Source organism: Hespellia stercorisuis DSM 15480 (assembly GCF_900142165.1).
GTDB classification, from domain to species: Bacteria; Bacillota; Clostridia; order Lachnospirales; family Lachnospiraceae; genus Hespellia; species Hespellia stercorisuis.
Window position 1 is genome coordinate 1 of the sequence record NZ_FQZY01000051.1, and the last position, 24,817, is coordinate 24,817.

Genomic DNA, 24,817 nt, shown 5'->3' on the forward strand with positions numbered 1-24,817 from the left:
TTAGTGTCTGCTGATTAATTCAAAAATCAGCTTCAAGCACTTGATTTTACTGACTTTCACGCCTTTGAGTGGTATACTATAAGTGCACGGATTTTGATGAATTCAAAACTTTTTTCGTGCAGTTTTCCATAGAAAAGTACCATTTTAGGAGTGAAAAATTCAATGTACAAAAGTACCGATAATACACAGAATAACTTTCTTAGCTTCAATCAGCCAATGGGGCTGCATATGAATCCAGAGAACCGGTGGATAAAAATGGCCGATGCCATTCCATGGGCGATATTCGAAAAGAAATACCACCGATTGTTCAAGGGAAAAAATGGACGCGTAGCGAAACCTTTACGTCTTGCTCTCGGTTCTTTGATTATTCAGACCAAGTACCAGTATTCTGATAGGGAACTGGTTGATCAGTTGACTGAAAATCCGTATTATCAGTATTTCATTGGGCTTCCTAGATATCAGGAAGAACCGCCAATTGATGCAAGTACGTTGGTCTTATTCCGTAAACGTCTGAAAATGGACGTTATCATGGAAGCCAACGAATATATGTTGGATGCTTTCAAGGAAAAAGATTCCAGTGATGAAAGAGATGATGACGACCATTCTAATCCACCAGCAGGTGGAAACGGGAATGACAAATCGGAAAGTGAACCTGAAAACAAAGGAACACTTATGCTGGACGCAACCTGTGCCCCATCAAACATTCGATATCCCCAGGATTTTTCCTTACTGAATGAAGCAAGAGAAAAACTGGAAACAATCATCATTCGTTTTTGTAAAGCTTATGGGTTTTCCAGACCACGCATGTATCGCCGTCAGGCAAGAAAGAACTATCTTGCACTTGCAAAAACAAAGAAACGCAGTACAAAGAAAATCAGAGCAACTATCCGTAAGCAGCTTTCCTACATCAAACGTGATATCAATTATCTTGAAAGTTACATGGAAAAAGGCTATGCACCGACCTCAAAAGAGATATCACTTCTGAGGACCATATATAAGTTATACGATCAACAGCAGTACATGTATCAAAACAAAGTACACAGTGTCGAAAAGCGTATTGTAAGCATCTCCCAGCCATGGCTTCGCCCAATCGTCAGAGGAAAAACAAAAGCCCCCGTTGAATTTGGAGCTAAGTTTGATCTGAGCCTTGATGAAAACGGATATGGAAGGATAGAGAAAATATCCTATGAAGCATACAATGAAAGCACTGTATTAGAGGAAGCGATAGAACGCTTCAAGGAACGAACCGGACGTTATCCGGAACGTGTACTTGTGGATCAAATTTATCGAACCAGAGAAAATAGAGGATTCTGTAAATTCCATGGAATCCGTTTGTCTGGACCGAAGCTTGGAAGACCAAGCGCAACAAAACAGTTAGCCAAAGAGAAAAAACAGGAATATCAAGATAACACAGATCGAATTGAAGTGGAACGGTCATTCAGTTTAAGCAAACGTTGCTATGGACTGGGTTTGATAAGAACAAAGCTTTATGACACGACACTTACATCAATCGCGTTATCTGTATTTGTGACGAATCTTTTTAAGATTCAGGCACGAATACATTTTGTCTTGATTTGGATTTTGGGACTGATAGAATACACCTGCTGATTTTGAGCCGCAAACTGTTTAATCAGCAGACACTAGTTAGATTGAAATAAAGTAACAGCAATTCTTGTACCTTAATTATGTTCAGAAGATTGCAGAAAGGCTAAAAATGGCAAATATATCAAAAATAAAGCTGGAATATTATCAGATATCAAGTGGGGAGGATTTGGTTGCCAAGCTCGGAAGTGTAGGAATCAGAAACTACGGGCGGGACCGTTTTGAAAAAGAAATACCAAGAAATCATTACCATAATCTTCTTGAAATTGGAATCTGTAGACAAGGAAAAGGAACCATTATATTCAATAAGGAACGAATTCCATATTCGGATGGAACAATTATTATTGTTCCGGCAAATTATCCGCATAACGTGGTTAGTACTATGGGAGAAAATAGCTTCTGGGAAGTTATCTATGTTAATCCAATGGAATTTTTAAAAGAATATTATGAAAAAAGAGAAGTAGAAAATCTGAGAAGAAGAATTGAAATTCGGGCAATTCTATTGCAAAAAGAAGAAATTCCATTATTCGCCAGAGAGTTGGACTGTTTGATGGATCAGATTCGAATCAAGGATTTTGGGTACAAAAATTGTGTGAAAGGTTTGCTTTATACATTGCTAATGGAAATTGTGAAAATCAATTCACAAGATATCTGGATTATGGAAAAAGAAGAAAAAATGGACCGAGATAAGCTTGAAAAACTTAAGAAGGCTTTAGCTTATGTTGAAGAAAATTATGCAGAAGAGATTCGAATAAGTGATATAGCAGATGCATCATATATAAGTGAGAGCTATTTGCGCAAAATTTTTGCGGAAAACTATAATATGACACCCATACAATATGTGAATTTTGTGAGAATCAGTCATGCATGCAAGATTTTGCAAAAAGAAGCAATTAGTATCACAGATGTAGCAAGGCGCGTTGGATTCGATAATATGTCCACTTTTATTAAGAATTTTAAAAGAATTACAGGAAAAACTCCTAAAATATGGGTGAAAGAGAATCGATTGAATCAATGAAAAGAAAAAATATGCAAAGACGAAATAAAATGCGCAATCAAGAAAAATAGCTTTGCGCAAGTGCCTAAATGAATTGTTTTAGTATCAAAAATCATAACAATCAGAAAATTGTGTTTGTTATAATAAACATAGTTAAAACCGGTTGAACTAATAGAGATGTACAAATTGCACAAAAATGGGTGCGCAAAATACAAGGAGGATTGTTATGAAAAAGAGGATAGTATCTGTTTTGGTTGTTGCAGCGATGACTGTTGGAATGCTGTCAGGTTGTGGATCAAGCGAAAAAAAATCAAGCGAAAAAGATGAAAATACATTAACTGTATGGGCTTGGGATCAGTCTTTTAATATCTATGCAATGAAAGAGGCAGAAAAAGTTTACCAGAAAGACCATCCAGATTTCAAACTGAATATCGTTGAAACAGGTTGGGATGATATGCAGACACAGCTCGGAACGATTGTCGGAGCTGGAAATTATGATAAACTTCCAGATATCTGTCTGATGCAGGACTTTGCATATCAGAAATATGTAACAACATATCCGGATTTGTATCAGGATATCACAGATTGTGGAGTTGACTGGTCGGAATTTGCAGAAGGAAAATTGGCTGCTTCAACTGTGGACGGAAAGCATTATGGTGTTCCATTTGATAATGGTGCTGAAATAGCATGTTATAGAACGGACATTTTGAAACAGGCAGGATATACCATTGATGATTTGACAGATATTGATTGGAATCGTTTTATTGAAATCGGTAAAGACGTGTACGACAAGACAGGATATTCTTTATTATCTGTACAGGCAGATAGCTCTGATCTGATCTATCAGATGTTACAGTCAGCAGGATTTGGTACTTGGACAGAGGATGGTAAACCGGATCTCGCAGGCAATGAAAATATTAAACAGTGTATTGAAATATATGAAGAAATGAAAGATGCAAATGTGCTGAATGTTGTAAACAGCTGGGATGAATATGTTGCAACATTTACAAGCGGAAAGACAGCAGGAGTCATCAATGGATGCTGGATACTTGCTTCTGTTCAGACGGCGGAAGATCAGTCCGGAAAATGGGCATTGACAGATATGCCGGCTCTTCCTGGAGTTTCATCTGCAACGAATTACTCTAATCAGGGAGGATCTACATGGGCAATTACACAGAATTGTAAGAATACAGAACTTGCAGAAGACTTCCTGGCATCTACATTTGCAGGTAGTACAGAACTTTACGATACGATTCTTCCAAAATCAGGTGCGATTGCAACATGGCTTCCAGCAAGTGAAAGCGATGTATACAATGAGCCACAGGAGTTCTTTGGTGGTCAGGCAATTTATGCACAGATTGCTGATTTTGCTTCAAAAACACCATCCGTTGACCTTGGTGTTTACTACACAGAAGCAAATAAAGCACTTGCAACTGCTATAGCAAATGTATCAGGTGGATCAAGTATTGACTCAGAACTTAAGACAGCTCAGGAGACAGTAGAGTTCAATATGAATCAGCAGTAAAGATATAGTTTGAGTAAGCAAGAGTAATAAACTGGGATGCACATGTGACATCTGTTTTCATGGGCATCTCAGTTCAACTATAGGAACGAAAGTTGGTGCAAATATGAAAAAAAAGAAAGGGCTTAGTATGAAAGGAAAACAAAATGCTACTGGATGGGCATTTCTACTTCCTGCAATCATATTAATCTGTGCGTTTAGCTTATACCCGATGATCAGTGCGTTGATCACCTCTTTCCAGACGGGTACTGGAGTGAATATAAAGTTTGCTGGACTGTCAAACTATATTCGATGCTTTAAAGATGATGTATTTATACAGTCATTGAAGAACTGTGCATTTTATCTGATTATTCAAGTGCCTGTAATGCTGATTATTGCATTGGTTCTTGCATCCATTTTGAATAATCCAAAATTAAAATTTCGTGGCTTTTTCAGAACAGCAATCTTCCTTCCATGTGCGACTTCATTGGTTGCCTATGCGATTATTTTCCGATCACTTTTTGCAACAGATGGATTTATCAATATGATTGCATTAAAGTTAGGAATTATTAATCATGCATATAATTTTTTGTCAAATCCAACCAGTGCAAAGATTATTATTATCATTGCTTTAATCTGGAGATGGACTGGTTACAATATGGTGTTCTACCTTGCAGGATTACAGAATATTGAATATTCCGTATATGAAGCAGCAAAGATTGATGGAGCATCTGCATTCCAGACATTCTTTAAGATTACAGTTCCGTTATTGAAACCGACTATTTTGATGACAGCGATTATGTCCACAAATGGTACATTACAGCTCTTTGATGAGTCTATGAACCTGACAAAGGGAGGCCCTGGAAATGCTTCTATCACAATGTCACATTATATTTATAATATGTCATTTAAGGGAGTTCCAAACTTTGGATATACATCAGCAATGTCCTTTATCATTTTGATTATGGTAGCGATTCTCGCATTTGTTCAGATGAAAGTAGGTGATGAACGTGACTAGTAAAGTAAAGAGCACATTTATCTATATATTCTTAGGAATTGTAACAGTTGTTTCCGTATTTCCACTTTTGTGGATGATTATTGCAGCGACAAATAAGAGTGTGGATGTTATCGCAGGAAAATTGACATTTGGTACATATATCGCAGAAAATTACCAGAATTTGATAGCACAGCAACCATTGTGGAGCAGTTTCTTAAATTCATGTAAATATACAATTCTGGTAACAGCATTTGCCTTAATTGTAAGCTCGCTTGCAGGGTATGCATTTGAAATTTACAGAGACAAAGCAAAAGAAAAAATATATGTAGTGGTACTGATGTCTATGATGATTCCATTTGTAGCGCTGATGGTTCCTCTTTTCCGTATGTACTCAAAATTAGGATTATTAAATTCAGCAGTAGGATTTATGCTTCCTTCACTTGCAACGCCTCTTCTGATTATGATGTTTAGAACAAATGCAAAAGCATTCCCGATTGATATCATAGAGGCAGCACGGATTGATGGATTAAGTGAATTTGGAATTTTCTTGAGAATGTATATTCCGTCTATGAAATCAATTTTTGCTGCAGCAGGAGTTGTAACGTTTATGAATGCATGGAATAACTATTTATGGGCAAAAGTTATCATGTCTGATAATACAACACAGACTATGCCGATGTTGATTTCGAATCTAATCTCTGGATATGTAACAGATTACGGTATGTTGATGCTTGCAGTTCTGATTACTACGATTCCGACAGCAATCGTATTTTTCGCATTACAGAAATATTTTGTAGAAGGAATTACTGGATCAGTGAAATAGAATGATGCACAATAAAGTAAATGTCAGCCAGGTAGCAAAGGAACTTGGAGTATCAGTGTCTACAGTTTCCAGAGCAATATCAGGAAATGGAAGGATATCCCAGTCAACCAAACAAAGGGTACAGGAGTATTTGGAGAGCAAAGAATTGGTTCCCAATATCAGAGAAAAGCATTATACCGATGTGACGACTAGAATGATTGCAGTGGTTTTGACCGGAGAAGAAAATTTTGCATCAATGCCGTATTTCCTAAATATCTTCTTAAGTGTTTATGATTATTTTGCTATTCGTGGATATCAGGTATGTCTAATTAAGATTACACCGTCAGATATATCTAATTTAGTAAAAGCGGTAGAAAATCATGTGATGGATGGAGTTATTTTAAGTAGAACGGTAGAAAATAATGACGAAATAGTATATCTGAAAAAAATGGGTGTTCCATTTGTAGTAATTGGACCGTATAATGACCAATCTGTTTTGAGAGTGGATACAGATAATGAAAACGCATGCTGCGAACTTATAAATGCTATTCTTCATAAGAATCTGAATCATATTGCAGTCATGTGTGCAGAACGGAAACATAAAATCAATCGGATTCGATTTAACGGAATTATGAAGGCTCATGTGGAAAATCATATGGTATTGGATCGGGATTTTGTATTTTATAATACGGATTTGCCGAATGTAGCTGAAATGGCGATTGAGAATACGATGGCAGCACATATGGATTGCATCATTTGTATGGATGATAACTTATGTATGGGAATTTTAAGAATGCTTCGTAAGAAAGGAATAGATGTTCCGGGGGATATTAAAGTAGCGTCTTTGCATAATAGCACTTTGTTAGATGAGTGGTATCCACCAATTAGCTGTATATCTTTTGATGTTGATGAACTGGGAAGAGAAGCCAGCAGATTGCTCTATGTATATCTGACAGAAGGAAAGAGATTACCATTATCGATATTAGGATATGAAATAAAGATGAAGGATTCGACAATCTAAACAGGCGACTCAGAGTACATACTCTCTTTTACATCCCAATGCAGCAATAGTTTGCATTGGGATGTCTTTATACACAGAAATGTATCCGTAATGAAAATGGAGGCAGAAATGAATTTAGAAGAACGTATACAAAATGGAATGCTGTTTTATGAATCAGGGCATAAAAGTCCAGAAAATCAGGAGATAGAAAAAAGACTTGATAAAGAACGAAAACATTGTAAAGAAATGATGTTCGATTATAACCATTGTAGACCGGGCAATCAGGAAGAGCGCCAAAGCATATTAAAAAAATTGTTAGGCTCTTGTGGGGAACACATATTTATTGAAGACGGAGTTCATATGTCCTATGGAAGCCATGTGTTCTTGGAAGAACATTTTTATGCGAACTTTAATCTTACAATCATAGATGATGGAGAAGTATATATTGGAGACCGCACAATGATAGGCCCAAATGTTACTATATGTACCACCGGACATCCGATAGACCCAACATATCGTGATATGGTAGCACATTATTCCATTCCGATACATATCGGAAAGAATGTGTGGATAGGAAGTAATTCGGTCATTCTTCCGGGTGTTACTATAGGGGATAATACGGTAATAGGTGCAGGAAGTATTGTTACCAGAGATATTCCGGAAAATGTAGTTGCAGTAGGGAATCCATGTAGGATTCTTCGAACAATCGAAGAAAAAGATAAGGAATATTATTTCCGAGACTTGAAAGTTGATGAACCTTATACGTCGAGACAAGGCAATGAATAAGCAGATAGAAGTCTTGGAAGGGAAGGAGAAATAGAAAATGAAAATATTTGATTATAATCAGGTGAAAAATCCAGAGTATTATCGTGATGGAAGAATGGACGCACATTCAGACCATGCATATTATAAAAACTGGGAAGAGTTTGAAGAAAAAGAAAGCAGTTATCGCTATAGCTTAAATGGAATCTGGAAATTTCATTATGCGAAAAATTATATCAGTACGATAAAAGGGTTCGAGAAGGAAGAATATTCATGTGCTGCCTGGGACGATATTTATGTCCCAGCACATATTCAAATGGAAGGGTATGATATACCACAGTATGCGAACGTTCAATATCCATGGGAAGGACATGAAGAAGTGCATCCGGGAGAAATACCAGAGCAGTTTAATCCAGTAGCTAGTTATGTGAAATACTTTAGACTTCCAAAGGAACTGGAAGGAAAAAGAGTGTTTGTTTCTTTTCAGGGAGTAGAAAGTGGATTTGCTTTGTGGATGAATGGAAGATTTGTAGGTTATAGTGAGGATTCTTTTACACCATCAGAATTTGAATTAACAGAGTATGTGAAAGATGGAGAAAATAAGCTGGCGCTGCAGGTATTTAAGTGGACATCAGGAAGTTGGTGTGAAGACCAAGATTTTTTCCGATTTTCCGGGATTTTTAGAGACGTATATCTTTATACAGTACCGGAAGTTCACATTTACGATTTACAGATACAGGCAACCCCAGATGAGACATTGCAACAGGCAGAATTGAAATTAGACTTGAAAGCATGGGGAAATGGCAAAGTAAAAGTCGAATTATCTATAGAAGCGGAAGTTGTTTTAGAAGAAGAAAAACTGATTGGAGATGTAAATGCTGTAAAGAGTTACTTCCGCTGGCAAGTGAACGATCCAGAACTATGGAGTGCAGAAGAACCGAGACTTTATGATTTGAAAATGGAAATCTATGATTTAAAGGATAATCTACAGGAAGTGATTTTACAAAGAATAGGATTTCGCCGTTTTGAGATGAAAGATGGGTTGATGTTGCTTAATGGTAAGCGAATCGTATTTAAAGGTGTGAACCGTCATGAATTCAGTTCTGTAACAGGAAGATATGTATCAGAAGAGGAACTTATAAAAGATCTGAAAAATATGAAGCAGCATAATATCAATGCTATTCGAACCTGTCATTATCCAAATGCGTCAAAGATTTATGAGCTTTGTGATGAATATGGCTTTTATATGATTGACGAAACGAATTTGGAATCTCATGGAACATGGGATGTAGCAGAGGTAACAAAGGACTATTCGGAAACGGTTCCATATGATAAGCCGGAATGGCAAGGATTGGTACTGGATCGTGCAAATTCTATGTATCAAAGAGATAAGAACCATGCATCTATTCTAATCTGGTCTTGTGGAAATGAATCCTGTGGTGGAAAAGATATATATGAAATGTGCAGATTTTTCCATGGAGCAGATCCAACACGTTTGGTTCATTATGAAGGAGTTTTTCATGACAGAAGATACAATGATACCAGTGATATGGAAAGTCAGATGTATACATCTGTAGAAGGTATCCGTGAGTTCTTTGCGAAAGAGAAAGAAAAACCATTTATATGCTGTGAATATACCCATGCAATGGGAAATTCCTGTGGAGCGATGCACAAATATACAGAACTGACAGATACAGAGCCTAGATATCAGGGAGGATTCATCTGGGATTACATTGATCAGTCTATTTACAAAAAAGACCGGTATGGAAGAGAATTTCAGGCATATGGTGGTGATTTTGGGGACCGACCGACGGATTATAACTTCAGTGGAAACGGAATCGTCTATGGTGGGGAACGAGAATCTTCTCCAAAAATGCAAGAAGTAAAATTCAATTATCAAAATATCTCAGCAGAGGTGAAAGAAAAACAGGTACGGGTTATCAATAAAAATCTGTTCTTGAATACGGATTGCTATGACTGTAAGGTGACACTCGCAAAGAACGGTATCCCAATCCAGACAGAAATATTGGAAACATTTGTAGAACCATTAAGTGAAATGACCTATGCATTACCTGTCAAAAAAACGGAACAACCGGGTGAATATACAGTTACAGTATCTTTCCATTTAAAAGAAGATACGAAATGGGCAAAGGCAGGATATGAAATTGCATTTGGACAGTATGTATATCAGGTTGAAGGGACAAAAAAAGAAAAAACTTTGGATGTAAATGAACTGACTGTAATTCGAAGTCTGCATAATATTGGCGTGAAAGGGAATCATTTCGAAGTTATCTTTTCCGTATTAAATGGGGGCTTAGTATCTTATAAATATGCAGGAAGAGAGATGATAGAAGCCATTCCAAAACCAAATTTCTGGCGTGCGCCAACAGATAACGATTGTGGTAATCTGATGCAGATGCGCTATGCACAGTGGAAGATTGCAAGTTTGTATGCAAGCCATAAAGAATATAGAAAAGGGATGTATGGACCAGCGCATGAACCAAAAGTAGAAGAAAAAGAAGGTGCTGTAAAAGTAACACTTACCTACTTATTGCCGACAATGCCAGCCAGTGAATGTGAATTGTCCTATGAAGTAACGGGAGATGGACGCATCAAGACAACCTTGAGTTATGATTCAGTACCAGAATTAGGAGATATGCCGGAATTTGGTGTGTTATTTAAAGTGAATGCGGATTATGACTGTCTGAAATGGTACGGTCTAGGACCGAAAGAAACGTATGCGGACAGAAAAAAGGGAGCCAAGCTTGGAATATATGCTAATAAAGTCAAAGAGAATATGGCAAAATATATAGTTCCTCAAGAATGTGGAGCAAAAGAAGAAGTTCGATGGGCAACTGTTACGGACCGGAAAGGAAGAGGAATATGGTTTGAAATGGATAAGAATCAAGGTCCGATGATGTTCTCAGCCCTTCCATATACGCCACATGAAATCGAGAATGCAATGCATGCATATGAGCTTCCGAAGGTGCATTATACAGTCATTCGAGTGGCAAAAGAACAGATGGGAATTGGCGGAGATGACAGTTGGGGTGCCAGAACGCATAAGGAATATCTGGTGAATCCAGAGAAACGAATGGAATTTTCATTTTACTTTAAGGGGATATAAAAGTAATAGTTAAAATACAAAAATAAAATAGTAGGGGTGAAGAAAATGGCAAAAGTAAGTTATGATCATTATCTCCATGGAGGAGATTATAATCCAGAACAGTGGTTAGATCATCCAGAGATACTGAAGACAGATATTGAATATTTTAAAAAGGCACATATCAACACAGTTTCACTTGGCATCTTTTCCTGGGCTGTCTTAGAGCCAGAAGAAGGAGAATATCACTTTGAGTGGCTTGAGGAGATCATCAATAATCTGTATCACGAAGGGATATCCACAATTTTAGCAACACCATCTGGAGCAAGACCAAAATGGCTGGCAGACAAATATCCAGAAGTATTGCGAGTGAATGAAAAAAGAGAAAAACAATTATTTGGTGGAAGACATAATCATTGTTATACATCTTTAATTTATCGAGAAAAAATCCATAAGCTGGATAAAGCATTAGCAGAACGCTTTGGAAAGCATCCAGGTGTAATGCTATGGCATATATCGAATGAATTTGGTGGGGAATGTCATTGTCCGTTGTGCCAGCAAAAATTCAGGGAATGGTTGGAGAAAAAATATGAGACAATAGATAATCTGAACAACCGATGGTGTACAACTTTCTGGAGTCACAGGTATAGAAGTTTTGCTGAAATTGAAAGTCCATCAACTATCGGAGAAAATGAATTGCATGCATTGAAGTTGGACTGGAAGAGATTTGTAACAGAGCAGACGATAGATTTTATGAAAGTTGAGATTGCAGCCATTCGCGAAGGTGGATCGGAACTTCCGGTTACGACAAATTTCATGTATGACTATGAAGGTCTTGATTATAAGAAATTTAAAAATGTGGTAGATGTGGTAAGCTGGGATAATTATCCGGGTTGGCATAAAAAGGAAGAATGGGAAACAGCAGTAGATTGCGGTTTGCAGCATGATTTAATGCGCAGCATTAAGAAAGAACCATTTTTATTGATGGAGTCTTGTCCCTCTGCAACAAACTGGAAGCCAATCAACAAATTGAAGAAACCGGGAATGCTTTTGGCAACTTCACTACAGGCAGTTGCGCATGGGTCAGACAGTGTATTATATTTCCAATTGCGTCAAAGCAGAGGTGCTTCAGAAAAATTCCATGGTGCAGTTATTGACCACTATGGTGGTTCTGATACACGAGTATTTAAAGAAGTAACAGAAGTCGGGGAAGCGTTAGAAAAGATACAAGAAACCATAGGAACGAAAACCATTGCACAGGTAGCTGTTCTTTATGATAGAGAAAATAGCTGGGCATTAAAAGATGCACAAGGACCAAGAAATGAAAATATGTATTATCAGGAATGTGTCTTAAAGCAATACCGTGCATTAAGAGAGCAGGGACTGAACGTAGATGTAATTTCGATGGAGCATGTGCTAGATGGATATAAGATTCTTGCAGTTCCAATGGCATATCTTTTCTGTGATGGATATGAAGAAAAATTGCGAGATTATGTAAAACAAGGTGGAACACTAGTATTATCCTATTGGTCAGGATTGGTAGATGCAACAGATCGTTGCTTCCTCTTTGGAACACCATATGGATTAATGGATGTGACGGGAATCAGGAGTACAGAGATAGATGCATTGTATGATTGGGAAGAAAACTATGCAGTGCCAAATCCATCAAATCATCTGAATTTACAGAAAACATACAGATGTAACCATTTGTGTGAATTGCTGGAGGTATCGGATGCAGAAGTTCTGATGTGTTACGGAGAGGATTTCTATGCAGGAAAAGCTGCTTTGACACACAAAACATATGGAAACGGACATGCATATTATGTTGCGGCAGATATGGAATATGCATTTTATCATGATTTATACAAAAGACTTGTGAAAGAAGCTGAAGTTAAACTATTGGTAAAATTTGTGCCAGAAGGAATATCCGTAAATACTAGAGCATCTGACAAATTAGAATATTTATTCCTTCAGAATTTTGGTAGGAAATCCGTAGCAGTTCCGATTTCGGAAGAATATGAAGTAGTCTATGGGGAGGAAAGCGAAGTGATAGCGCCGCTGAAGACAAGAGTGCTAAAGAAAAAAATTGAAGTAAATGAAGAATAGGGATGATACTCCAGTTTTTAGTTGAAAATTTATAATATATTAATAAAAGGGAATTAAGAAAAATATATGTTGCAATAAGATATACGAAAGTTTGTTATATGCTTCTAAATGTAATGTTTTGAGGGGAGACATGAGCAATAGGAGAAGTGGTATTTGCATCAATGGGTCCAGCAAAAAGAATTAAACAATAAGAATGAACAAAGTGTTGTAATCATCATACTGGTTGCAACACTTTTTTTTTCGACATTTTTTGAGAATTGTGGGATACCACATATCCGGTCACCGCCATGCTCCGATTTGATTTCTATACGAAAAATCAGATCGGAGGAAAGATAAATGGCTTATAACAAGACAAGTGAAGAACGAAAGTGGAATTATTGGAAAGAACAGGAAGAAAAGAAACTGCGTGAACTGGGAATGGAAGAAGAGAAGATCCAAAAGCTGCGTCAGATGGACCGGGAAGATTTTCTGGAAGAGCGCAGATACCGGGAACATTTGGATGAAGAGATGCAGGATATGGATTCCATAAAAGGAAAGGACAGCGAGCTGTTTGCAAGGAATGTAAAGGAGCTTTTGGATCACATAGGTGATAAGCGACTCTATGAACTATTGAAAGAAACGGAGCATCAGACACTGGAGATACTCTTACTCAGTACGTGGGGATATTCGGGAAGAGAAGTTGCTAAGATTATGGAAATGGCAGAACAGACGATTTATACCAAAAGAAACCGTTTGAGAAAAAAATTAAAAAATTTATCAAAAATTGAATAATTATGGCGATTTTCGTCGGCTATTTAATAGATAGGTAAATTTTGCCGGTGTACTTTGACAACCGCATACCAGCATTACAGGTACGTTCCCGTAAGTAGAAGCGTGGCAGGAAGACGCGAGGACAGATGAAAAGGGTATGGAAGAAATCAGACCAGAAAGTGAGAGGCAGAGTTCTTTTGTGGCGTTTTTGTTTCGAGCGAATCATCTTTAACTGAAACAAGGACCGTGGCGGTCTTTTGCGAGGATCACTTACGAGGGGATAATGATACATAGGAACTGCCAGTGAGCAGAGGATGGACTTTGGGTTGTAATCAGCAAGACCTTTAGAAAATCCATGAGCGGTGCAATGCCAAGCATCCGCCTGTAATGTTCCCGTAAGGCAATTGGGGGAGTCGAGGACAAATACAACGCCAAAAAACAAAAGTATAAGAAATCAAGGAAGAATGTGTCGTTGATATCAGATACATGCGGCTGTAGGGAGAAATCCTTTACAGCCGTATTGATGTGGTATCAGCACGCATATCAGGTAACAAATTATGTATTACGCAAGAGAATATTTAAAAAGAGTGCATCGAGAAGTTGATACTATCTTCCGAGTGCTGTTCCCGGAACATGGAATGGCAGTAAGGGAAGAACAGATTATGTTATGCCACGAAATGCTCGATAACCTGCTGGGAAGAAACATAGCACTGTGTGATGCGGGTGTCGGTATCGGCAAGACGTATGCTTATCTGGTGGCCTGTGTTCTGATGAGAAAATATTCCCTCCTTGCAGAAGGATGTTCCCCTTATGAGCAACGTCCGGTCGTGATATCCACTTCCAGCATTGCACTCCAGAAAGCAATTCTTACAGAATATATCCCTTTTCTCTCCCGGATTCTTCAGGAGAGCGGGACGATTCAGGTCCCCATTAAAGCTGTGATACGAAAAGGGAAAGAGCATTTTGTCTGCGATGAGAGGTTGGCGCAACGAATCGTTGCAATCGAAGAGAAAAACAAAAATGCGTTGCAGAAAGAAGCTCTGCTGTCGTTGAAAGAACATTATGATATGGACGAAGTGTCCAACTTAAGTGGGTTTGACAGAAGGATGGTGAGTGTACCGAAGTTCTGTTCGGGAGACTGCCCGAAAAGAGGTTCGTGTAGGTATCAGCAGTATCTGGAGCGTTCCAGAGATAATGAAATGTTCATTCAGATCTGTAATCACAATTATCTGCTGGCTGATGGTTATCACAGACTGCAGGATTACCGCCCGTTATTGAAAGATTACAGGGCATTGATTATAGATGAAGCACACAAACTGCCGGATGCAGCAAAGCAGATGTTCGGGAAGAGCCTGTGTTATGACGATATCCGGGAAATCTGCTTTTATCTTGGAAAAGAATATCAAGGACCGGAGATAAGGAAACTGTCCGGCACGATCCGGATGGTGCTGGACATCATAGGAGAAAACCACAGAACCAGATATGGGATAAAAGAAGAATTCCACATGACAGAAGAGTGTGCAATGTATTTATATGAGGGGATACAGACCATGAATAAGATTATAGAAAAATTAGAAAAGAAGATTCCAAAGTGGATCAGAAACAAGCTGGAAGAAAACAGAAGTGTGCTTGAATGCTTTTTTCATCAGGATAAGAAGTATGTGCTACATCTGAAGCAGGACCATGACCACCGGATTATATTGTGTGCAACCAGCAGATGGATTCCGCAGTACCTAGACCAGATGTTATGGGGCAGAGGCATGGGAGCAATTCTTACAAGCGGAACATTAAAAACCGGACAGGGATTTTCCCACATTCGGAAAATGACAGGATTACAGAGAGTGCGGAGAGTACGGGAATATGTGGCAGACTCCCCATTTGAATATCAGAAGAACTGTCTGTTATATCTGCCAAAGGATTTGAAAAAATGCAGAAGAGGAAGTCAGGAAGAGGCAGAGATGATAGCAGGTCATATTCATTCGCTGATCTGTTCGACTTACGGACATACGCTGGTGCTGTTCACATCTTATCATTTGATGGGAAACATTTACCAGATGTTAAGGGATGAAATTCCATTCCCGATGATAGAGGTGTGGAGACATTCCCCGGAAGAGATCACAAGATTTAAACAGATGGACAATGCTGTCCTTTTTGCAGCTGGCTCCTGCTGGGAAGGAGTAGACTTCCCCGGAGATATGGTATCTTCGCTGATCATTGTAAGACTGCCCTTCGCTGTTCCAGATCCCATCAGCGAAGCACAGAAGAAGGAATATGCTAATCTGAAAGAATACATTCAGGCAGTGATTGTTCCAGACATGCAGAAAAAACTAAGACAGGGATTCGGACGGGCTCTCCGCACCGAGACAGACACTTGTGTCGTGTCCATTTTAGACGAGCGTGCAGGAGAAGGTGGCAGGTATCATGAGGAAGTGATGTGTGCGCTTCCGAGCTGCAAGATGGCAAAAGATATCAAGGATGTCCAGCACTTTATCCGAAATCGAAAAGGCGTGGAATACTACCTGTAACCGTTCGTGGTTCTGCTATAGAAAAAGCAGATTTAACATGAAAAGTTTGGTGGTATTTCAAGAGCGTTTTCAGTGGAATTGTTGGTATTGATGAATAGCTATTTGTACATAAAGTGGGTATACTGTGTATAGCGTTAAAGATTTAGAAGGAAGGTGTTGCTATGGCAAAATATATAGTAGAAATGCAGATGGATAAACAAGAAAAATTTTATTTTATCCGAGAAAATAAAAGCGGAGATATTGTATATTTACCTTCTAAATATTTAATGCATAAGAAAAGGTCAAAGATATCACCGAACACCATACGAAGAAGTGCCTTTGCATTATCTTATTATTTGAATTTTATGGATGAAAAGCAACTTTGTCTGGATGATATTTGTCAAATGAAATATATTGAACAGCATGAACATTTTACAGATTTTCTGCTTTGGTTAAAAGCTGGTATGCATAGCCAGGAAGATTATTTAAAACTTCCTAATAATGAGACATGTAATGCATACTTAAAAGAAGTATTTAGGTTCTATATTTTTATGGAGCAGGAAAACAAGAATTCGGGAAATCTTAAGGTATTATCAGATACGCAAATGATTGTGCGAAATTCAATCGGTATCAGAAAAATATTGAACAGGAAGAGTTTTCGAGGGTATTTAAAAGAAAAAGGACATCAAGGGAAAACCATTGAGCAGGACAAGATTGTAGAGTTGTTGCAAGAATGTGCAAACAGCCGAGATCAGATCCTGCTTTTATTATTAGCAGAAACAGGTTTCAGAATAGGTGAACTTTTAGGGGTACGATACGCAGAGGATATAGACTATGAAAAACATATAATATATGTCAATTTCCGGGATGATAATGAGAATGGAGCGAGGGCAAAAAATGCAGAATTTCGAAGAGCCAAAATCAGTGATGCAACATTTGATATTTTAATGTTTTATATTGAAGACTATAAAGAACTGATTTTAGGACAGGAATATTTGTTTATTAATGTTTCTGGCGATTATGTTGGAAAACCTTTTAAGGGAAGCGGGGTATATGCCATGTTACGTAGGTTGGAGAAAAAGACAGGAATTAAAGCATCTCCCCATATGCTTCGGCATTATTTTGCAAATGCAAGGCGAAAAGATGGTTGGAAATTAGAAATGATTAGTCAGGCACTTGGACATCGGAATATCGAAACGACCATGAAATATCTGAATATAACAGAGGATGAACTAATAGAAGTCAGTGATGCTTTTTATAACAGACATCAGGCAATGTATGGTGTTCAGAATTTGTTATAAAAAAGAGGAGGCGATCAAGTGTCTGCAATTCGATTGCTGCAAGCGGAACGCCAAGAAGAGATACAACATCTTCACAAGCAGCTTATGTCAGGCGGAATATTGCAGAGAGAATTATGGGAAGAAGCAGAGAAATTCCTTATCCAAAGAGAAATTTATGATGTGATTTTAGCAGAAGAACAAGATTTGCGAGAATACAAACAAAGTTTGTTGGATAGTGGGAATTATACGAAAAAGCAGGTGAAAGAGCAGTCATCCGCATTGCGAAAGATACAGAAGTATTGGATAGAAACAGAATATGGAGAGCTGCTCTTAGAAATCCGAGAAAGCCAAGTGTCAGATGGGGCATTGAAGGGAAACATTAAACGGTTTCTAATCCGGCAGGGAATACATCATATCAAAGAGATTGACTATACGGTACGAAGCCGTTATGAAGCAGAACTACAAAAAATGTGGGATGAAGCGAATGTGATGAAATATTTAAAGGTCTTCGATCATATTAAGCAGTACAGTATTCAACAAGAAATAGAAAATCTGCCGGGAAGAATCGAACATCGGAGAAAATATCAAGCACAGATTGTATTCCTGCCATACTTACCAGATTTGGAATTGGTTAAGGATTTTGAATATGTCCGAGATAAACAGGAACTGGTGTGGGATTTTTCAAGAAGAGCATCTGAAAAATTAAAAAAGCAGGTTTTCCTACTACTGAATTATATCCTAGATAATTTGTATCGAGACGATCCCAAAGAGAGAAGAGTTCGCTATTTATTGCCATTACACTGGTTATATGATTTTTGTGTGGAGGAAGAGATTGATAATCTGGAAGGATTGGAATTAGAACAGATCCAGCGATTTGAGAAAATTGTGGAACAGAAGGTAGTCAATGTGAAAAACTCTATGCAGATCATTGATAACAGCCGGAAAATTTTGTTTTTAGAAGCACCAGAAATACATTGGCATGCCAATGTATGGTATATGGAACGCTTTCATCTGGCAGAAGATCGGCTTAATCCAAGTAATCCAGTTCAGCGATTGAGTTTCATAGAAGTTACCAATAAAAGAAATCGGGAACTGTTGCAGGAATATGCGAAATATCATGTCGGAATTGGTGGACTAACGATAGCAAATATCCGAGGACAACTATATGAGGTAAAAAGACTTTTGGAATATTTTAAGGAAGAAGAATCCGTCTGTCAGGTAGATGAAAATCAATTGGAAACTTATTTTCGGGAACTGGAAGAGAAGGACACTAAAGATGATACATTCAATAAAAGAATTGTGCATTACCTGAAATTTTATCAGTTTTTAACAGTCCGAGGATATATGAAGGAGATACCTTTTAAACCAGAATATTATCTGAAAAAAACGTATCCAGAACATCATGATAGAACGGTGGAAGAACAAGTTTATATGGAAATCCTGCATAAACTGTATGCTTTTCCACTGGTTTCAAGGTTGATATTTTTACATTTATGGTGTATCGGGTTGAGAATCAGTGAAGTGTGTACGTTAAAAGGAGATGCCTATTACTGGGATGGAGAAGATGCATGGTTAAAAGTTTATCAGATCAAGATGAAAGCAGATAAGATGATACCGATTCCGCTTGTAATGTATAGGATCATGCGTAAGTATATTGAGCAGGAACACATTCGTCCGAAAGATTACATCTTCAAAGGAAAGAATGGTGGAGCATACCGTGTAGGAACATTTCGACAGGAATTTCAGCAGTACTGTGATAAGAATGGGATTGCGGATGGAGATTATATTTTCAAATCCCATGACTATAGACATACGCTGGCAACGCAATTTTATGATGAAGATGTTTCTATACAGACAATCCGAGATTATTTAGGACATTTTTCAGAAGAGATGACAAAACAGTATGTAGATTTTATGCCAAAGAGAATTGATAAAGCAAGTGATACGTACTTTAGGAAACCGGGAAATGACTTGGCTTCTACCATTAAAGTTAAGAAGCGTGGTGATAGAAAATGAAAAAAAGAATTTACATATATGAACTGGATTGTTACAAAGCCGCATCTGAAGAGCAACTGCAGAGAATGCGTATCAGCCCAGAACGATATTTTAATCTGGAAGGATTGCCATCCGGAGAAATAACCGAAAAGCTGGAAGAATTTATATGGGAAAGAGGAAAAATGCTCGCTCCGTCCAGTATGGCAAGTGAGGTGACTTATTATAATAATATTCGGGAATTTCTGATTGATCGGAAAATACAAAACCTAGATTCCAGAGAAGAAGAAAAAATCATTCTGATGCTAAAAAGCTGGATGCTAGAACAAGGATATGCTTTGTCAAGCAAAAAATACCGACCTGCATATGACAAAGTAGGAATTGAAAGTCCTGGCATTGTAAGGCACATGAAAAAAATCTTGAAGTTTTTGGAAGAAGAGGATGACAGGGACGAGCAAGAAAAAGATATCTGGACTCTTAAAAATTTCGATTTTCCTATTCAAGGAAATCCAATTTTGAATACAGAAACGATTAACTTTATTAAAATTGTACAGCCAGATATCCGAGAAGAAGTAAAAAAAGTAATTTTTATGCATTTGAAATATTCTCCTTTAGGAACGATACATAGTGAAATGACTGCAGTAAAGCGATTTTCAAGATTTCTTAAAAGGAAATATTTGGACATTCAATCACTGCAGGAATTAGACCGAATGCATATAGAAGAGTATCTGATATATCTTCAGACGGAAGCACATGATCGGAAAAATTACAGATCTGACTTGTATGCACTACGAAGGGTAATAGAAGATGTTGGGAATTTATATGAACGACAGCACATGGGCGAGTTATTTCTGAGTAATGATTTTCCAAGTACACCAAGGCATGTATTCAAATTTTACTCCGATGCAGAAATCAAAAGATTAAATGAACACATTTTTAAAATGGATGAGCAGATATGCAGAGCATTAATTATCCACCAATTATTGGGAACGAGGATTTCAGATACGCTGACCTTAAAGACAGACTGCTTAAGTATGCGGAACAATCGGTATTTTATAAGGATTGATCAGGTGAAGTCAGTCACCTATGAAAAAGCTATCAGTGAAGAAGTGGCACAACTGATTATGAAAGCAATTGATTATACAAAGGAGCGGTATGGAGAAACAACTTACATTTTTGTAAAAAAAGATGATCCAACTAGGCCTTATCAATATAGCATGATTCAAAATCAGATTATGACAATGATCCGCCAGGAAGATATCCGGGATGATAATGGAGAGTTCCTGAAGTTTGGAACCCATATTTTCCGGCATTGCTATGGAAAGAAATTGACAGAAATGCATGTGGACGACTGGATGATAGCCAAGTTACTGGGGCATACCTCTATATATTCGGTACACCATTATCGGAAAATAGGAAATAAACTGATGGCGGATGAAACGAGAGCTGCAAGAGAAAAAATGGATATGATCCTATTAGATATCATAGAAGGATGGGATGATTATGAAATATGATAAGATGGTAGCGATTACGCAGGCTGAGAGTCAGAGGAAGATGAATATTGCAAAAAATACAATATCTGATATGCTTAAAAATATGGAAAGAATTACCGTAGCAGAGCTGGTAAAAAGAACTGGGCTTTCTAGAGGATTTTTTTATAAAAATGAGCTTATCAGAAGAGAAATGGATGATGCAATACATAGGCAGGAGGCAATTTTTAAGAATAGACATCCGGTTACAATGGACAGAAAACTCGAAAATTCAGTAATTGATTTGAAAATTGAATTGCTAAAAGCCAAAACGGAGAATGAGAAATTAGCAGAACAAAATCAGAACTTGAAAAGAGAAAATGAACTGTTGCAACAAGAAATGGAGAAATTGAATAAACGGGTCAGTAGGAAAGAAATTTCTGTTTTAAAAAAATTGTGAGAATGGTGTGGTACAAGTTTTTTGAGAGGACGATAATCTATGAAATACGATAAAATGGTCGAATGTAGTTTGGAACGTAGCAAACAGAAGGTAGAAACCGCAAAACGGGAAATTCAAGAAATGTTGGAATCAAAAGAAAAAATAACAGTTGCTGCATTGATTCAAAAAACAGGCTTTTCTAAAGGATTTTTTTATCGAAATGAAGAAATGCGCAGGGTGGTAAATGAAGCTATGCATCAACAGAGCGTAACGTATAATCCGAAACAGATTATTATTGATATGGCTATGGAAAGAACTTTAGTTAATGCAAAAACGACTATACAGGAATTGAAACTAAAAATAAAAAAATTGGAAAAAGAAAATGCAGAGTTGCGAGAAGAATTGGCAAGGGTAAGAAAAATATCTAAAGTATAAAAGGAAAAATTAAATATTTGAATTTGAATGATTCAAGGCAGAATGTACAGTTAAAAAGCAAGTACATTCTGTCTTGTTTTGTATAGATATGAATAAATAAAAATACTGGCTACAAAATGCACACAACATACAAAAAGTGCAAAAAACAAAGAAAATAGACGAATGATACGTTTTGGTCTATATGGTTAAATCCAGTGTTTATAAGGCTTTTGAGGCATGAAAAAGACAGGGGCTAAATTTATGGTGGTACTGATCGGACTGGTAATTATTTTTAAGACACAGCTGACAAATCTTGTAAACAAAATTTTTGAAAAAATTACAAGTGAGAGTTCTGGAATATAGCAGAGGGGAGCGCTTATGAAAAAGGGGGAAATTACCGCTTTTTTAAGTCTGATTTTTGTACTTCTGATCTCCTTTATCGGAGCGATGGTGGAAAGCGCCTCGCTCCAGGCGGCAAAGAACTGGCGACGGGCGGATGTGGACAAGGCGGTGTATTCGGCGTTCGGGGAGTACCGGAAGGAACTGCTGGAGGAATATGAATTGTTTGCGGTGGAGGAAAGCTATGAGAGCGGTCAGTTCAACGAGGTGAATCTTCTCACAAGGCTGGAGTATTACGGTGCAGGGGGGATGGAAAACCGGTTGGAGAAGCTCCAGCTGCTGACAGATAATCAAGGATATCCGTTCAGGGAACAGGTTATAACGTACATGAAGGATTACAGTGGAATCAGTATTGCCGAGGATGTGCTGGGGATGAGCGGTAAATGGGAGGAGCAGGAAACCGGAGGAGAGCGGTACGAGGAGTCCGAGGCGGAGAACAGTCAGGCGCTGGAGGACACGCTGACGGAGAATGAGACGCAGCTGCCGGAGACCGATAATCCGCTGCAGACGGTATCGGCGGCCAAGTCCCATGGGGTGTTGAACATAGTTCTGAGTGATCCACAGCAGGTTTCGAACAAAGCAGTCCGGCTGGAAAGTATGCCGTCCAACCGCTCTCTGCACAGTGGAAGAGGTGCATTTCAGGTGGAGAAGAACATGGAGGGGACGGTATCAAATCTTCTGTTTGGGGAGTATCTGCTGCGAAAGTTTTCCATGGCGACACAGCCTAACGAGGACGGGGCGCTGTCTTATGAGCTGGAGTATCTGATCGGAGGGAAAGGCAGCGACAGAGAGAATCTGGAATATGTGGTAAAACGTCTGCTGTGGATGCGAACCGGTGCCAACTATCTTTACCTCATGACAGACATGCAGAAACAGGCAGAAGCGGAGGCAATGGCAGCTGCGCTGGCATCACTGGCAGCACTGCCGGTCGTGACAGAACTGGTGAAGCAGGCCCTGCTGGCAGCGTGGGCATACGGCGAGAGCGTGATGGATCTGCGCTCGCTTCTGCAGGGGAAGAAGGTGGTGCTGGTCAAGACGGCAGAAAGCTGGCAGATGCAGCTTTCCGCGCTGGGAAAACTTGGAACACCGGAGGATGCGGGGGATGGCGCGGATATGGAAGGCGGACTCGAATACAAGGAGTACCTTCGCATGCTGCTATTTCTCGGGAACAAAGACAGCTGTTCTATGCGGGCATTAGACTTGATAGAAAAAAATATGCAGCAGAGCAAGGGCCTTACTTTTTTTAAAGTTGATTATTGCGTCACAAAAATACAGGTAAAAAGCATTGTTTCACTGCGGCGCGGGATTACCTATGAATTTCCAACATATTTTGCCTATCGGTAAAACTCCACCGCTATAGGCGGTGGGGATATATACAGATGCCCTTTCGGACACACAAATATTCTGAAACGTGCATTACACCCTATTTATGCATTAATTTGAAAGAAAGGAAAAGTCTTTTGAATAAAACAAACAATACAACCCCAAATCGCCCGTCTGAGAGGGCGTCTGTATATATCCCAAAGGCAAGTGTGACGGTAGAAGCCGCATTGGCACTTCCCGTTTTCTTTTTTGCGGTCATTGCGCTCGTATATCTGTTGGAAATTTCGGCAATTCAGACAAGTGTGAAAGCGGGCGTGCACAGTGCGGCAAAGATCGCTGCAAAAGAAATGTATCTGGCTCCGGTCATCAATCCCGTGAAATTACAGTCGGATATAGTGAGAGCCGTCGGAAGTGGCAGACTTGACCGGAGCATTGTAGTAGACGGAAGTTCCGGACTGCATTGTTATAAATCCTATGCTTCTTCAAGCACTGGGGAGATGCAGATCTGTGTGGAATACAAGGTGAGACTTCCGCTCCCGCAATTTACGGGAGCCACGGCAAAATACAGAGAGAAATTCAGAATGAAGGCCTGGACCGGATATGTGAAGGACGGAATGGATGAAAACAATGAGGTCACGGTTTACATAACGGATACAGGAAACGTCTACCACAAGGACTATAACTGCACATATCTGAAGCTGTCAATACAGACGGTGTCGCTGGCAGCAGTCCCTGGAATGCGAAATGATTCCGGAGGGAAGTATCGTTGCTGTGAGAGATGTGGAGGCGGAAATATGATCGGTGGCGTTTATATCACAAATGATGGGGACCGCTATCATTCTTCTCTGACCTGCAGCGGGCTGAAACGGACGATTTATGCGGTGGCACTGTCAGAGGTGGAAGGGAAAGGAGCGTGCTCAAGATGTGGACAATAAGCAGAGTCATATGTGGTATTTTTCTCGGGATTCTCTCGCTGATTGATATCAGGCATCATAGTGTACCGCTGTGGACGCTGGCAGCAGGAGGAATCTGCATACTGCTGGGAAGAGCGGCGGAAGGTGGATCGTTTTTACTCTGCTCAGGCACGGGAGGACAGGATATCCTTCTGGTGGCAGCAGGGGGAGCGGTGGGGGGACTGTTTTTTCTGGTGAGCAGGGTGACGAGGGAGGCACTGGGGTGTGGGGACAGCTTCGTAATCATGATACTTGGGCTGTTTCTTGGAATATGGGATGTATTGTATCTGCTGATGCTGGCGTTCTGGATGGCTGCATTGTTTGCAGCAGCACAGATAATGATCAAAAGATTTTCGAAGAAAACAGCATTTCCATTTATTCCGTTTCTGGCGTTGGCATATGTGGGCGTGATGATGTTATGAGT

Annotated in this window: 19 protein-coding genes and 1 pseudogene; all 20 read left to right on the top strand. The window is 38.9% G+C overall.

The window, feature by feature from the left end; all coding sequences use genetic code 11:
- The first annotated feature begins 162 nt into the window (after positions 1–162).
- The 20 genes and pseudogenes from BUB85_RS14805 (at position 163) to BUB85_RS14900 (ending at position 24,815) form a co-directional block, all read left to right on the top strand.
- Positions 163–1,608, top strand: a complete 1,446-nt coding sequence (locus tag BUB85_RS14805; RefSeq protein WP_073111892.1) for an IS5 family transposase — start codon at positions 163–165, stop codon at positions 1,606–1,608.
- Positions 1,609–1,714: 106 nt separating this feature from the next.
- Positions 1,715–2,620, top strand: a complete 906-nt coding sequence (locus tag BUB85_RS14810; RefSeq protein ID WP_073111894.1) for an AraC family transcriptional regulator — start codon at positions 1,715–1,717, stop codon at positions 2,618–2,620.
- Between the two features lie 205 nt (positions 2,621–2,825).
- Complete coding sequence (locus BUB85_RS14815) at positions 2,826–4,124, top strand: ABC transporter substrate-binding protein (RefSeq protein WP_073111896.1); 1,299 nt, start codon at positions 2,826–2,828, stop codon at positions 4,122–4,124.
- Between the two features lie 103 nt (positions 4,125–4,227).
- The gene (locus BUB85_RS14820; RefSeq protein WP_073111898.1) at positions 4,228–5,118 is read left to right on the top strand and encodes a carbohydrate ABC transporter permease; all 891 of its coding nucleotides are present in this window, start codon (positions 4,228–4,230) and stop codon (positions 5,116–5,118) included.
- Entirely contained in the window at positions 5,105–5,920 is an 816-nt protein-coding gene (locus tag BUB85_RS14825) for a carbohydrate ABC transporter permease (RefSeq protein WP_044930052.1), read from the top strand. The genes BUB85_RS14820 and BUB85_RS14825 overlap by 14 nt, the downstream gene beginning before the upstream one ends.
- Position 5,921: 1 nt before the next feature.
- Positions 5,922–6,920, top strand: a complete 999-nt coding sequence (locus BUB85_RS14830; protein WP_073111900.1) for a LacI family DNA-binding transcriptional regulator — start codon at positions 5,922–5,924, stop codon at positions 6,918–6,920.
- 108 nt (positions 6,921–7,028) lie between these two features.
- The gene (locus tag BUB85_RS14835; protein ID WP_073111902.1) at positions 7,029–7,685 is read left to right on the top strand and encodes a sugar O-acetyltransferase; all 657 of its coding nucleotides are present in this window, start codon (positions 7,029–7,031) and stop codon (positions 7,683–7,685) included.
- A gap of 37 nt (positions 7,686–7,722) precedes the next feature.
- On the top strand, positions 7,723–10,788 hold the full coding sequence (locus tag BUB85_RS14840; RefSeq protein WP_073111904.1) for a glycoside hydrolase family 2 TIM barrel-domain containing protein: 3,066 nt from the start codon (positions 7,723–7,725) through the stop codon (positions 10,786–10,788).
- A gap of 45 nt (positions 10,789–10,833) precedes the next feature.
- A complete protein-coding gene (locus BUB85_RS14845; RefSeq protein ID WP_024852662.1) occupies positions 10,834–12,870 on the top strand; it encodes a beta-galactosidase in 2,037 nt (678 codons plus the stop codon).
- Positions 12,871–13,206: 336 nt separating this feature from the next.
- Positions 13,207–13,641, top strand: coding sequence for a hypothetical protein (locus BUB85_RS14850; protein WP_024852660.1), 435 nt, complete (start codon positions 13,207–13,209; stop codon positions 13,639–13,641).
- Between the two features lie 536 nt (positions 13,642–14,177).
- Entirely contained in the window at positions 14,178–16,145 is a 1,968-nt protein-coding gene (locus BUB85_RS14855) for an ATP-dependent DNA helicase (RefSeq protein WP_073111906.1), read from the top strand.
- Between the two features lie 161 nt (positions 16,146–16,306).
- Positions 16,307–17,425 (top strand): tyrosine-type recombinase/integrase, encoded by a 1,119-nt coding sequence (locus BUB85_RS14860; protein ID WP_073111908.1) that lies wholly within the window; start codon positions 16,307–16,309, stop codon positions 17,423–17,425.
- Positions 17,426–17,443: 18 nt separating this feature from the next.
- Positions 17,444–19,420 (top strand): tyrosine-type recombinase/integrase, encoded by a 1,977-nt coding sequence (locus tag BUB85_RS14865; protein ID WP_073111910.1) that lies wholly within the window; start codon positions 17,444–17,446, stop codon positions 19,418–19,420.
- Positions 19,417–20,910, top strand: a complete 1,494-nt coding sequence (locus BUB85_RS14870) for a tyrosine-type recombinase/integrase (RefSeq protein ID WP_073111912.1) — start codon at positions 19,417–19,419, stop codon at positions 20,908–20,910. Before BUB85_RS14865 ends, BUB85_RS14870 begins: the two co-directional genes overlap by 4 nt.
- Entirely contained in the window at positions 20,900–21,325 is a 426-nt protein-coding gene (locus BUB85_RS14875) for a DUF6262 family protein (RefSeq protein WP_227036518.1), read from the top strand. The genes BUB85_RS14870 and BUB85_RS14875 overlap by 11 nt, the downstream gene beginning before the upstream one ends.
- Positions 21,326–21,364: 39 nt before the next feature.
- A complete protein-coding gene (locus tag BUB85_RS14880; protein WP_029730553.1) occupies positions 21,365–21,739 on the top strand; it encodes a DUF6262 family protein in 375 nt (124 codons plus the stop codon).
- Positions 21,740–21,979: 240 nt separating this feature from the next.
- A pseudogene (locus BUB85_RS21015) lies at positions 21,980–22,081 on the top strand (Flp1 family type IVb pilin); the annotation flags it as partial.
- A gap of 408 nt (positions 22,082–22,489) precedes the next feature.
- A complete protein-coding gene (locus BUB85_RS14890; RefSeq protein ID WP_408607097.1) occupies positions 22,490–23,461 on the top strand; it encodes a DUF5702 domain-containing protein in 972 nt (323 codons plus the stop codon).
- Positions 23,462–23,577: 116 nt separating this feature from the next.
- A complete protein-coding gene (locus BUB85_RS14895) occupies positions 23,578–24,375 on the top strand; it encodes a TadE/TadG family type IV pilus assembly protein (RefSeq protein WP_073111918.1) in 798 nt (265 codons plus the stop codon).
- Positions 24,363–24,815: a prepilin peptidase gene (locus BUB85_RS14900; RefSeq protein ID WP_073111920.1), complete on the top strand. Its 453-nt coding sequence runs from the start codon at positions 24,363–24,365 to the stop codon at positions 24,813–24,815. The genes BUB85_RS14895 and BUB85_RS14900 overlap by 13 nt, the downstream gene beginning before the upstream one ends.
- Positions 24,816–24,817: the final 2 nt, after the last annotated feature.